Consider the following 12,809-nt stretch of genomic DNA (forward strand, 5'->3'; position numbering starts at 1 on the left):
GCCATGACGATATCCGGGGTTAGTCAACGCACATCCTACATCGGCTCGGGCATTCTCGATTTGCGCAGTCAGCTTGATACGCTGACGCAGCAACTCGCGTCCGGCAAGATCTCCAATACTTACGCGGGGCAGGGTAGTGGTCGCAGTCTTGCGATCGCGCTACGCGCGCAGATCACAGGGATAGGAGCCTATTCCGATACTGCGACCAATCTGAACACGCGCATTGGTGTCACTAACCTTTCACTGCAGCAGTTGGTGAAGATCGGGTCGGAAGTGAAGGGCGCCGCCGTCAGCGCAAGCTCGGATCTCGACGATGCGGGTCATACCTCGGGGCAGAAGACCGCATTGCTCGACTTCACCGATTCAGTCGACATGCTCAACGCGAAGTCAGGCGATCGCTATCTGTTTTCCGGCCGTGCTACGGATACCGCCCCTGTGGCATCGGCCGATGAGATCATGAACGGTCGTGGCGCGCAGGTAGCCGGACTGAAGCAGGTCATCGCCGAGCGAAAGATCGCTGATCTCGGTGTCAATCAGAACGGTCGCGTCGGCAGTGCCGTCGGTGCGCCGGCAACTTCAGTTGTTCTCACCGAGGAGGATGCAACACCGGCGCCTCCGCAGCAGGCGCAGCCGTTCGGGATCAAGCTCACCGGCGTATCCACAAATATAACGGGCGCTACTGTCACCCAGCCCGTCGACCTGCCCGCGACTGTTCCGCCGGCGCCACCGGCGACACCGGTGCAGAAGTCCATGTCGGTCGATCTTGGCGCGACCAATCCGAAGCCGGGTGACCAGGTCAAGTTCACCTTCACCATGCCCGATGGCACCAAGGAAGATATCGTCATGACGGCATCGAACACCACGCCGCTTGCCGCCAACAGCTTCCTGATTGGTGCCGATACCACTGCGACCGCGGCCAACCTGAACACGGCGCTCGGGACCTCGATGAAGAATTTGGCGAACGGTCCGATGGTGGCGGCGTCGGCGATGGAAGCCGGTGAGAACTTTTTCGATCAACCTCCGCTGCGCGTCGGGACGACGCCGCTTGCGTCGGCCACCACGCTTGTGGCCGGCACTCCCGACAACACCGTGATCTGGTACAACGGCGAACAGAATACTGCGGCGAACGGACCGGCGCGCGGATCGGCGGTAGCCCAGATCGATACATCCATCACGGTGCAGTATGGCGCCAGAGCCGACGAACCGGCATTGCGGTCGCAACTGCAGACAGTGGCAGTGTTTGCGGCCGTAACCACGTCGGCAACGGATCCCTATGCGAATGCCCAGGTTACTGCGCTCAACCAGCGCGTCGCAAACAGTTTGGCGACGGTGCCGGGGACCACGATTGAAAATATCCAGGCCGACTTCGCCGGCGCGCAGGGCTCGATCAAAGCGGCTACCGATCGGCAGGTTCAGACCAAGGCGATGGCCCAAACGATGCTGGATTCGATCGAAGGCATCAATGACGACGAAGTCGCGACCAAAATCCTGGCACTGCAGACTGCACTGCAGGCGTCTTATCAAACGACATCGATGCTTTACCAGATGAGTCTGGTCAAGTTCCTCTAAGGGAGAGACTCAATTTTCTTCTCGATCGCGAGTGCCGCCTCCAGCAAAATCTCGGCGACTTCTTGCTCTCGGCGTGGTCCGAGTCTCGTGCGAACGGCTGATACGGTGATCGCCGCGGCCGGCTGGCGATCGGGGGTCTTGATCCAGGTGGACAGCGATTTCGTTCCCTGCACCAGACCGGCCTCGCGCAGATTATAGCCTCTGCGCTTGGCCAAGGCGATTTGTGAAAGCACCGTCGCCACGCTGGTGCGATACCCGGCAAACCGCACTTCATTGGCAGTCACGATCTTGCGTGCGTCGGGCATCGGCATCGCGGCAAGAATCGCAACACCTGCACTGCTGACGCCGAGCGGACGTCTGGCGCCGACTTCGATCGACAGCACCTGGATCGGATAGAAGCCGATCCTGCGATCGACGCATAGCGTATCATTGCCGGTACGTACCGTCAGGAACAATGTGTCGCCGACCCGCTGCGAGGTTCGCGCCAGGATATCGTCCGCTGCGGCAAGCAGGGGTGAACGCGAGGGGCGCGCCAGCGCCAATTCCGGCACCTGTCCGCCGATCGCATAGCGGCCGGTCTTCTCGTGCCGTTCGACGATGCCTTCCTCGATCAGCACGTGAACGATCCGGTGCACCGTCGGCCGCGTCAGCCCGGTCGCCTGCACCACTTCGGTAAGCGGTACTCCGCTCTCCCTGCCAGCGGCGAGGATGCGCAGCACCATCAGCGCTCGCCGGATCGCCTGGGCACCTTGCCTCGGTTCCGTGGTCATGGCTTGCTGTCCATAATGTGGACAGAATTGGCGCAAAGCCGTCGACAAGTAAAGCCCGCTCGCCGAATGATCTCGCATCGCATCGAGGCGTCGGCTAGACGATCCCGATCGGACACTCAACGAGAACAGGGTGGAGACCTCATCCGCCGCGGCTTTGGGAGGATGTCACATGAGGTTTCTCGCTGTTGTGGTCGCGGCCGTCGCGGCGATGGCCATTGGACCGGTCGCGGCCCAGACATGGCCGGAGCGCAATGTCCGCTTGATCGTGCCATATCCCGCCGGCGGCAATGTCGACAGCGCTGCCCGCATCGTGGCTGACAAGCTGCAGCAACGGCTCGGGCAGGCCTTCATCGTCGAGAACAAGTCCGGCGCCGGTGGCCTGATCGCGGGCGAGGCGTTCGCGAAATCGGCGAAGGATGGTTATACGCTGTTCATCGGCGCCAACGGCCCGGTGCTGTTCGCCCCCGAGATCAACAAGCGCGAGGCCTATGTCTGGAAACGGGATTTCCTCCCGATCACGACCATCTCGATGACGCCCTTGGTGCTCGAGGTTCATCCCTCCGTTCAGGCAAAGACGCTGAAGGAATTTCTTGACCTAGCGCGCCGCGAGCCGGGCAAGCTCACCATGGCCTCCCCGGGGGCGGGGACGACCAATCATTTGCTCAGCGAACTGGCGCAATCGGAGCTCGGCCTGCAATGGGTCACAGTGCATTACCGTGGCAACGCGCCGGCGACCAATGACTTGATCGGCGGGCAGGTGCAGTTTGCGTTCGACCAGGTTTCCGTCGCGCTGCCCTTCGTCAAGAGCGGCGCGGTCCGTGTGCTTGCAGTCACCAGCGCGCATCGCCTCGCCTCGATGCCCGACGTGCCGACCTTCGCCGAACTCGGCTACAAGGATTTCGATGCGCAGACCTTCACCGGCCTGTTCGCGCCGGCCGGTACGCCTGACGCGATCGTAACGAAGCTGCACGACACCATGGCGGAGATCCTGAAGGATCCCGCGGTCGTCGAGAAATTCGACAAGCTCGGCGCCGAGGCCGTCGCGATGTCACCTGTGGAGTTCACGGCCTATTTGACACGCGAAGACGCCAAGTGGATTCCCATCGTCCGCAAGGCGAACATCCGGGCCGATTGAGGCCGGCGCGCATACGCCAGTCAAGCTTCGAGGCAGCATGCAGATTGACCCCTCAGAACTCGGCGCGGAACGCATCTACCGGCTGATGACCGGCATCGTCGTGCCGCGGCCGATCGCCTGGGTGACCAGCATGTCGCGCAAAGGTGTGCTCAATCTCGCCCCCTTCAGCGCCTTCACCTTTGTCTCGCAGAAGCCGCCGATGCTCGCCATCAGCATCGGCCGCAAGGCCGGCGTCTACAAGGACACCGCGCATAATATTCTCGATGCCGAAGAATACGTCATTCACATCGCCGACTCGCCGCTGATGACGGCATTGCATGAGAGTTCGGTCGAGCATCCGCCCGAGGTGAGCGAAGTCGAATTGCTCAAGCTCGAGACCGTGCCGAGCGAACGCATCAAGGTGCCGCGGCTCGCCGCGCCGCCGGTCGCCATGGAATGCCGGTTTCACCAATGTCTCGAATTCGGCGAGGCTCGCAGCCGGCTGATTGTCGGCGAGGTCCTGATGTTCCATCTCCGGGATGGGCTCGTGAACAACGGCAAGGTGGAAACCGAGGCGCTTGATCCGATCGCGCGTATCGCAGGCCCACGTTATGCCCGGCTCGGAGAGATCGTCACCCTGCGCGCCGTGTTCCAGGCACCGAAGTCGACCGATTGAGATCGTATACCAGTAAGACAGATATGACCGAACAATCCTCGCTTTCCGCAATCGGCAGCTACACGACCGGCGAGCGCGCCGCGATCATCTTCTCCTGCATGCTGGGCTTTGCGCTCGATCTCTACGACGTGCTCATCATGCCGTTCCTGATGAGCTCGATACAGTCGTCGCTAGGCATTTCGCTGACCCAGGTCGCGAGCGTGACGAGCCTGACCTTGATCGGGTCGGTGATCGGCGGAGCGCTATTCGGCTGGCTCGGCGACCGCATTGGTCGCAAGCAGGCACTGCAGCTCACGCTCGGCGTGTTCGCCGCCGGGTCGATCGCATCGGCGTTCGCCTGGGACTATTGGAGCCTGGCATTGCTCCGCTTCATCACCGGCATCGGGCTCGGCGGCGAATGGGGCGCCGGCATGGTGCTGTTCAATGAGGCCTGGAACAAGGATCGCCGCGGCATCGGCAGCGCCTTCATCCAGGGCAGCGCGGTCGTCGCGAGCGCCGGCGCCTCGATCATCGGGGTCTGGGCCACCACGTCGTTCAGCGTGGAATGGGGATGGCGTATTGCGCTCCTGACCGGTGGCTCGCCGATCCTGCTGATGATCTTCATCCGCTTCTTCATGCCGGAATCCAAGGCGTGGCTGCAGTTCGATCGCGCGCGCAAGAGCGGCTTGGTCGAGCGAAAGGTCAAGACCACCAATACGATGCTGCTGATGTTCCGGGGCCGGTTGCTGCCGATCTCGCTGATGTGCCTGGCGTGGATGATGGCCTACATGTTCTGCTACTACGGGATCGTCGTCTTCATGCCGACACTGATGCAGAAGTCGCTCGGTGCACCGCCTGAAGTCGTGCGCAACATCTCGGTGATCGCCTCCGTCGTCGGCGGCTGCTCGTATATCAGCATGGGCCTGCTCAACGACGCCTTCGGCCGGCGGTTCGGCGCGCTGTTGCCGGGTCTTGCGTGGGGCGCGATGGCCTGCGGCCTCTATGTCTTTGCGCATGACAGGTTCGCCGGCAGTCTGTTTGGCTTCCCGATGTTCTGGGTTTACATCGCCTTCGTGATCGGCAACTCGGCGCTCGGCGTGGTCGGCACCTGGCTGTCGGAAATCTATCCGATCGAAGTGCGCTCGACCGCGGTATCCTTCATCTACATGGCGGGCCGCGGCATCGGCAGCTTTGCGCCGATCGTCGTTCCGCTGGCGGCCGGTTGGTTCGGTGGCCAGCTTGCGTTCGGCATGATGATCGCCGTGCCCGCCATCGTCATCTTCCTGGCGATGACCCTGTCCTTGCCCGAGACGCGCGGGCGCGAACTGGCGGCCGCCGGTGCCCAGCGTAGCGGTCAGACCGCGTGAAACTCTCGCCGAAGGAAAGCATGCGATGCGACTATTGAGCTATCTCGTGAATGGCCAGCCACATTATGGTGTGGCTGATGACAGTGGGGTCGTCGATCTGACGGTACGGATCGGCGCAGAATTTCCCGATCTGAAGACGCTGATCGCGCGCGATGGCCTTTCGTCGGCCCGACAGGCTTCGGCCGGCCAGCGTCCCGATCATGCGCTGGACGAATTGACGCTGCTGCCGCCAGTATTGGCGCCGGAAAAGTTCTGGTGCATTGGCGTGAACTACAAGGACCGCAACGCCGAATACAAGGACAACTCGGACCTGCCGAAATATCCGAGCCTGTTCGTACGCAATTCCTCGTCGGTGGTCGGATCGGGGCAGGGGATCGAGAAGCCGAAAGTCTCCGACCAACTCGACTATGAGGGCGAACTGGTCATCGTGATCGGCAAGCAGGGTCGGCACATCGCGCGTGAAGACGCCTTCTCGCATATCTTCGGCATGACGCTGTGCAACGAGGGCAGTGTGCGAGACTGGCTGCATCATGGCAAGTTCAACGTCACGCAGGGCAAGAATTTCGATCGCTCCGGCAGCATCGGCCCCTGGATTGTGACGTCGGATGAATGCGATCCGCGAGGACCGCACGACATTATCACCCGCGTCAATGGCGAGGTCAGGCAGCAGGACAGTACCGAGCGGCTGATGTTCCCGTTCGATTTCCTGATCGCCTATCTCTCCACATTTGCGACCCTGAAGCCCGGCGACATGATCGCGACCGGTACGCCGACCGGCGCCGGCGCCCGGTTCGATCCGCCGCGTTGGCTCAAACCCGGTGATGTGGTCGAGGTGGAGTCGTCGCGGATCGGCGTGCTGCGCAACGCGGTGGTTGCGGAGCAATAGCGCCATGCTCGATCCCTCCATCATCCGGCACCTCGCAGAGCGGCTTGACGAGGCCGAACGGACCAAGACACTCATCACCATGTTCACGCGCGAGCATCCGGATCTCACGATCGAGGATGCCTATGCGATCCAGCGCGCCTGGACGCGTCTGCAGCTCGATCGTGGCCGCGTCATCAAGGGCCACAAGATCGGCCTGACCTCGAAAGCGATGCAGAATGCGGTCGGCATCGCCGAACCCGATTATGGCGTGCTGTTCGCCGACATGTTCTATCCGGATGCGAGCGCGATTCCGTTCGATCGCTTCCATGCGCCGCGGATCGAGGTCGAGCTTGCCTTCGTGCTGAAGGCGCCGCTGCGCGGCCCGGACTGCTCCATCTTCGACGTGCTCAACGCCACCGATTACGTGACGCCCGCGCTCGAAATCCTCGAGACCCGCATGCATCGCGTCGATCCCCAGACCGGCCAGACCCGTAAGGTCATGGACACGATTTCGGACAATGCCGCCAATGCCGCTCTCGTGCTCGGCGGCCGTCCGTTCCGGCCGCTCGAGGCGGATCTACGCTGGATCGGCGCGCTGCTGTTCCGCAATGGACAGGTCGAGGAGACCGGACTTGCCGCCGGCGTGCTCAACCATCCGGCCAACGGCATCGCCTGGCTCGCCAATCGCCTGGCACCGCATGACGAGCAATTGGGTGCCGGCGAAGTCGTGCTCGCCGGATCGTTCACGCGACCGGTCGATATCCGCCGCGGAGATACCTTCCACGCCGATTACGGACCATTCGGCTCGGTGTCCTGCCAATTTGTCTGAACCAGACCAGCAGAGGGAAAGCGATGACCGGTCAAGCACGGCGCAGAAGCGTCCACATCGGCGGCTTTAAGCACGCCAATCCGATCCCGAACGCCTCTCGCATCGGCAATCTCGTGATGTCCGGCGTTATCCTCGGCCGCGATCCCGCGACCGGAGCGATGCCGGAGAGCCTGGAGGCGCAATGCGCCAACATGTTCGCGCATATGAAGGCGACCGTCGAGGCCGCCGGTGGCAGCACCGACGACATCATCAAGATGACGGTCTGGCTCAAGGACCGTTCGCAGCGCGGGCCTGTCAACGCCGAGTGGCTGAAGATGTTTCCCGACGAGCACTCACGCCCCGCGCGTCATGCGCTGCCGATGGACATGGAAGGCGGTGCGCTGGTTCAGTGCGATTTCACCGCCGTGATTGACTAAGGAGTTTGCCGTGCCGACCTACTTGCCCTTCGATCCAAATCCGCGCCGGCCTTCGAAACTGCCGCCGCCAAAGACTGTCGACAGCCAGTTTCACGTGCTGGGGCCGCTGGAGAAATATCCGGTACGTCCGGGCGCTGCCTATCAGATGCCGACCGCAACGTGGGAGGCGGCGCTGCGGGTGCACAAGGCGCTCGGGATCGAGCGCGGCGTGATCGTGCAGACCACGACCTATGGCGCGGACCACACTGTCGTGCTCGATGGTCTCGCGGCAATGGGCCCGAACTATCGCGGCTGTGCCAACGCGCTGGTGTTCGCCGAAGCCGATGATGCCTACCTCGCCAAGTTGCATGAGGCAGGGGTCCGCGGCGCGCGCTTCAGTTTCCGGCAGGAACTAGGGGCCGTGCTGTCGGACAAGGATTTTGCGCGGGCGATCGCGCGCATCCGCGAGCTCGGCTGGTACGTCAAGATCCAGCCGGAGAAGGACGGCATCATCTCCAGCGTCGAGAAGTACCAATCGCTCGACGTGCCGGTGCTGATCGATCACATGGCGCGTCCCGACCCGACCCGCGGCAAGAACGATCCGAATCTGCAGAAGATGCTTGAGCTGCTGTCGAAGGGCAATTTCTGGGTCATGCTGTCGCTCGGGGAGAAGACCTCGAAGGCCGGTCCGCCCTGGGAAGATGTCATTCCCATCGCGCGCACCTATATCGAGGCCGCGCCGGACCGCTGCATCTGGGCCACCGACTGGCCGCATCCGGTTTCGGTCGTGCAGCCGCCCAACGACGCCGATCTTCTCGAACTCATGTACAAGTATGCGCCTGACGAGACGACCTTGGAAAAGATCCTTGTTCACAATCCGGCAAAACTATTCGGATTCTAGAGCTCGGCCTCGGGGTATCCTGCTTACGATCTGCCACGCGTGGTTGCGCCCGCCGATCTGGCGGTCGCCGCGCTCCTGGCGTTGTGCTTCACAGTCAACGGCGCGGTAAGCGAGTCACGTGCGCTTTGGGGTAACAGGGCAAGTCGAGCAGGGTTTGCGAAAAGGATCCGGCTGCTTGAACTCTATCCCGGAGCGGACACATTGCTGTGCCGCCTCAGATGGATCGTTGGGCTATTGCTCAACTGATGAGCATATGATCCTATTGTGGGATGAAACCCAGCCTCCTGCAGCCTGATCTGGTCATCTTCGACTGCGACGGCGTCCTCGTGGATAGCGAGATATTGAGCTGTCAGTGCCTGTCAGAGGTCCTTGGCGAATTCGGCATCGAGCTCAGCAGGGACGATGCCCTCGAACTGTTTCTTGGCCGCAGCACGACGGCCATCCTGCAACACTACCAGGCGGACCAACGCCTCGTTCCCGAGAACTTTCTGGTCGCGTTGAAGGCGCGGGTGCTGCAACGGTTCAGGCGTTCGCTGCGGCCTGTCCTTGGAGTGGGGTCATTGATCTCCAGCCTGCAAATGCCGTTTTGTGTTGCATCGTCCAGCGATCTCGACCGGGTATCGCTTTCGCTGGCATTGACCGGTCTGGCGCCGCATTTCGGCGACAGGGTGTACACGGCGCAGATGGTGGCGCGCGGCAAGCCGGCCCCCGACCTTTTTCTCTATGCGGCTGCGCAGATGCGCGCCGCGCCCCAGCGCACGCTTGTCATCGAAGACAGTGTAAGCGGCGTGACCGCAGCAAAGGCCGCCGGCATGACCGTATGGGGCTTTATCGGTGGCAGTCACTACCAGTCTGGCGATCAGCATAGCAAGCTGCGCGATGCCGGCGCAGATCGTGTCTTTGACCGGATGGCGGACTTCTGGGACGAAAGATAGCGGGCTTTCATGGCAGCACTGGAGAACGAGAAATCCCGTCTTGACGACGCCGCGCGCGCCGGCTGGCTCTATTTCATCGCCGGCCATACGCAGGATGAGATCGCCAAGATGCTGCAGGTCTCGCGCGCGTCCGCGCAGCGTCTGGTATCGCTTTGCCTCGCAGAACGCCTGATCACCTTCCGCCTCGAACATCCTATCGCCGCATGCATGGAACTGGCGTCGAAGCTCAAGGATCGCTTCGATCTCGTTCACTGCGAGGTGGTGCCGTCGGACCCGGCATCGCCGCATTCCACTGCCGGCATCGCGGAACGTTGCGCCAACCTGCTGGACTCGACCCTGCGCCTGGAAACCCCGGTCATTGTCGCATTGGGCACCGGGCGCGCGGTGCGCGCTGCAGTGGAGCGAGTCACGCCGATCGAGCGGCCGAATCACCAGATCGTCTCGCTGGTCGGAAACATCTCGGCGGACGGCTCGGCGAGTTTCTTCGATACGGTGGGACGCCTTGCCGATCGCACCGGTGCCCGCCACTATCCGATGCCTCTGCCATTCCTGATGTCGACGGAAGACGAGCGCAACCGCATGAACCGGATCGAGCCAATCGCCAAGATCCAGGCGATTGCTGCGAGAGCCGACCTGCGTCTCATCGGCATCGGTCAGATGGACCAGAAGGCCCAGGTGCATGTTGACGGCTTCGTCAGCCGCGAAGAGCTGTTCGAGATGATGCGGCTTGGCGCCATCGGCGAAGTCACGGGTTGGGCCTATGACGCCAAGGGCCGGCTCATCAAGGGGGGCACGAACAAGCGGTTGACCAGTATCCCCCCGCAGGTGCCGGCGCGGACCACTACGATCGCCGCGGCGATCGGGCAGGCCAAGGTTCCGGCGATTAGCGCCGCGCTGATTGGGCGCCTCGTCAACGGTCTCATCACCGACGAAGCAACGGCCCGGGCTATCCTCGATCGATAGCGGCGGCACGATCGTCGTGCCTTCCTGAACAAAACGGATTTTCTCTCCGGCGCTGCGGGCAGCCGGATCGCGTGCGTCAGCTTGACAAGCTGAAACGTTGATGTGAACATACGCCCAACGCGTGGGCATATGCTCAAACGCGATGATGGGAGGTTACCGTGAAAAACGTCCATGGCGCCCTTCTGGGCGCGGCTGCGCTCTTGCTCTCAACTCCCTCACTCGCCCAGACCGCCCTGACGATTGCCACCGTCAACAACGGCGACATGATCCGCATGCAGGGATTGACGAGCGACTTCACCAGCAAGAATCCGGACATCACGGTCAAATGGGTGACGCTTGAGGAGAACGTGCTGCGCCAGCGCGTCACCACCGATATCGCGACCAAGGGCGGCCAGTTCGACGTCCTGACCATCGGCACCTATGAGGTGCCGATCTGGGCCAAGAAGAACTGGCTGGTGCCGCTCGACAAGCTCGGTGCCGATTACGACGTCGCCGATCTCTTGCCGAGGATCAAGGACGCGGTGTCCGTCTCCGGCAAGCTTTATGCGGCGCCGTTCTATGGCGAAAGCTCGATGACCATGTATCGCACCGACCTGTTCCAGAAGGCCGGGCTTACCATGCCGGAAAATCCGAGCTGGGATTTCGTGATCAGTGCGGCCAAGAAGCTGACCGATAAGGAGGCCGGCGTTTACGGCATCTGCCTGCGTGGCAAGGCCGGCTGGGGTGAGAACATGGCGTTTCTCACCGCCATGGCCAATTCCTACGGTGCACGCTGGTTCGACGAGAAGTGGGTGCCGCAGTTCGACAAGCCCGAATGGAAGAAGACACTGGCAACCTATGTCGATCTGATGAAGGAGGCGGGGCCTCCCGGCGCCAGTTCGAACGGCTTCAACGAAAACCTGGCGCTGTTCAATGCCGGCAAATGCGCGATGTGGATCGACGCAACGGTTGCGGCGTCGTTTGTGACCAATCCAAAGGACTCCACGGTCGCCGACAAGGTCGGCTTTGCGCTCGCGCCGAACGCCGGGCTTGGCAAGAACGCGAACTGGCTGTGGGCCTGGAACCTCGCGATTCCCGCCGGCTCCAAGAAGGTCGAGGCCGCAGAAAAGTTCATCGCCTGGGCGACCGGCAAGGACTACGCAAAACTGGTTGCGTCGAAGGAGGGGTGGGCCAACGTGCCGCCGGGTACGCGAACGTCGCTATACCAGAACCCTGACTACCTGAAAGTCGCGCCGTTCGCCAAATTGACGCTGGCGTCGATCGATGCCGCCGATCCGAACAAGCCGACGGTGCAACCGGTGCCTTACGTTGGCGTGCAGTATGCGGCGATCCCGGAATTCCAGGGCATCGGCACCTCGGTCGGCCAGCAGTTCTCCGCGGCGCTGTCGGGCTCGACCAGCGTGGACGCGGCGTTGTCGGCGGCGCAGGCGTCGACGGAGCGGGAAATGAAGCGCGCCGGCTACATCAAATAGGTGGCTCCCTTGGCTCAGACTCCCGAGCTAAGCCCTTCGCAGCCATCCGGCAGCTTGCACCGGATGGCTGCACCGGCTTTGCAGTCGACGGAAACGGGAACCGGGACCCGACAAACGCAACTGCTCGCACGGATGCTGCTGACGCCAGCGGTCGCGCTGCTGTTCATCTGGATGATCGTCCCCTTGGCGCTGACGATCTATTTCTCGCTGCTGCGTTACAATCTGCTCGACTCCGAATCCGCGCAGTTCGTCGGCTTTGAGAATTTTCGCTATTTCCTGACCGATCCGGCTTTCCTCGCTTCGCTGCAGAACACACTGGTTCTGGTCGGGTCCGTGCTTGGACTGACCATCCTGCTTGGAATTCCGCTCGCGCTGTTGCTCGACCAGCCGGTCATCGGCCGCAACATCGTGCGGCTGATGGTGATCGCGCCATTCTTCGTGATGCCGACGGTCAGCGCCCTGATCTGGAAGAACCTTCTGATGCATCCGGTGTCTGGCCTGTTCGCCTGGATCGCAAAGCTGTTCGGCGCGCCATCGATCGACTGGTTCAACGACGTGCCGCTATTCGCAATCATCCTGATCGTCTCCTGGCAATGGCTGCCGTTTGCAACGCTGATCCTTCTGACAGCGCTGCAATCTCTCGATGAGGAGCAGAAGGAGGCGGCTGAGATGGACGGCGCCGGCGCGCTGTCGACCTTCATCTACATCACGCTGCCGCATCTGGCCCGACCGATCACTGTCGTGATCCTGATCGAGACGATTTTCCTTCTGACCGTGTTCGCCGAGATCTTCGTCACCACCGGCGGAGGGCCGGGATTGCAGACCACCAACATCGCCTTCCTGATCTATTCGCAGGCGCTGATCCAGTATGATGTCGGCGGTGCCTCGGCGGGCGGGTTGGTGGCAGTGGTAATCGCCAACATCGTGGCTTTCTTCCTGGTCAGGATCGTCGGCCGGAATTTGGAGGCCTGACG

Annotated in this window: 13 protein-coding genes; 12 read left to right on the top strand and 1 reads right to left on the bottom strand. The window is 62.2% G+C overall.

Annotation, left to right across the window (positions count from 1 at the left end):
* Positions 1–3 precede the first annotated feature (3 nt).
* Complete coding sequence (locus YY7_RS0104885) at positions 4–1,569, top strand: flagellar hook protein FlgL (RefSeq protein ID WP_028162244.1); 1,566 nt, start codon at positions 4–6, stop codon at positions 1,567–1,569.
* Here YY7_RS0104885 and YY7_RS0104890 read toward each other — a convergent pair.
* Positions 1,566–2,339, bottom strand: a complete 774-nt coding sequence (locus YY7_RS0104890) for an IclR family transcriptional regulator (protein ID WP_028162245.1) — start codon at positions 2,337–2,339, stop codon at positions 1,566–1,568. The genes YY7_RS0104885 and YY7_RS0104890 overlap by 4 nt on opposite strands.
* A 169-nt stretch (positions 2,340–2,508) precedes the next feature.
* Here YY7_RS0104890 and YY7_RS0104895 point away from each other — a divergent pair, with 169 nt between their 5' ends.
* The 11 genes from YY7_RS0104895 to YY7_RS0104945 all read left to right on the top strand — a co-directional run bounded on the left by YY7_RS0104895 (position 2,509) and on the right by YY7_RS0104945 (position 12,807).
* A complete protein-coding gene (locus YY7_RS0104895) occupies positions 2,509–3,474 on the top strand; it encodes a Bug family tripartite tricarboxylate transporter substrate binding protein (RefSeq protein ID WP_028162246.1) in 966 nt (321 codons plus the stop codon).
* A 37-nt stretch (positions 3,475–3,511) separates the two neighbouring features.
* Complete coding sequence (locus YY7_RS0104900; RefSeq protein ID WP_028162247.1) at positions 3,512–4,129, top strand: flavin reductase family protein; 618 nt, start codon at positions 3,512–3,514, stop codon at positions 4,127–4,129.
* Between the two features lie 23 nt (positions 4,130–4,152).
* On the top strand, positions 4,153–5,475 hold the full coding sequence (locus tag YY7_RS0104905) for an MFS transporter (RefSeq protein WP_035689269.1): 1,323 nt from the start codon (positions 4,153–4,155) through the stop codon (positions 5,473–5,475).
* Positions 5,476–5,500: 25 nt separating this feature from the next.
* Positions 5,501–6,361, top strand: a complete 861-nt coding sequence (locus YY7_RS0104910) for a fumarylacetoacetate hydrolase family protein (RefSeq protein WP_028162249.1) — start codon at positions 5,501–5,503, stop codon at positions 6,359–6,361.
* Positions 6,362–6,365: 4 nt separating this feature from the next.
* Positions 6,366–7,169 carry a 2-oxo-hept-4-ene-1,7-dioate hydratase gene (gene hpaH / locus YY7_RS0104915; protein ID WP_028162250.1) on the top strand — a complete coding sequence of 268 codons (804 nt, stop codon included), beginning with the start codon at positions 6,366–6,368 and terminating at the stop codon, positions 7,167–7,169.
* A gap of 23 nt (positions 7,170–7,192) precedes the next feature.
* On the top strand, positions 7,193–7,585 hold the full coding sequence (locus tag YY7_RS0104920; protein WP_028162251.1) for a RidA family protein: 393 nt from the start codon (positions 7,193–7,195) through the stop codon (positions 7,583–7,585).
* 10 nt (positions 7,586–7,595) lie between these two features.
* Positions 7,596–8,465 (top strand): amidohydrolase family protein, encoded by an 870-nt coding sequence (locus YY7_RS0104925; protein ID WP_028162252.1) that lies wholly within the window; start codon positions 7,596–7,598, stop codon positions 8,463–8,465.
* Positions 8,466–8,734: 269 nt separating this feature from the next.
* Positions 8,735–9,400: an HAD family hydrolase gene (locus YY7_RS0104930; protein WP_028162253.1), complete on the top strand. Its 666-nt coding sequence runs from the start codon at positions 8,735–8,737 to the stop codon at positions 9,398–9,400.
* 9 nt (positions 9,401–9,409) lie between these two features.
* The gene (locus YY7_RS0104935; protein ID WP_028162254.1) at positions 9,410–10,363 is read left to right on the top strand and encodes a sugar-binding transcriptional regulator; all 954 of its coding nucleotides are present in this window, start codon (positions 9,410–9,412) and stop codon (positions 10,361–10,363) included.
* A 158-nt stretch (positions 10,364–10,521) separates the two neighbouring features.
* Positions 10,522–11,835: an ABC transporter substrate-binding protein gene (locus YY7_RS0104940; RefSeq protein ID WP_028162255.1), complete on the top strand. Its 1,314-nt coding sequence runs from the start codon at positions 10,522–10,524 to the stop codon at positions 11,833–11,835.
* Between the two features lie 63 nt (positions 11,836–11,898).
* The gene (locus tag YY7_RS0104945) at positions 11,899–12,807 is read left to right on the top strand and encodes a carbohydrate ABC transporter permease (protein ID WP_051396536.1); all 909 of its coding nucleotides are present in this window, start codon (positions 11,899–11,901) and stop codon (positions 12,805–12,807) included.
* Positions 12,808–12,809: the final 2 nt, after the last annotated feature.

Origin of the sequence: Bradyrhizobium elkanii WSM2783, assembly GCF_000472865.1 — a bacterium.
Taxonomy (GTDB): Bacteria; Pseudomonadota; Alphaproteobacteria; order Rhizobiales; family Xanthobacteraceae; genus Bradyrhizobium; species Bradyrhizobium elkanii_A.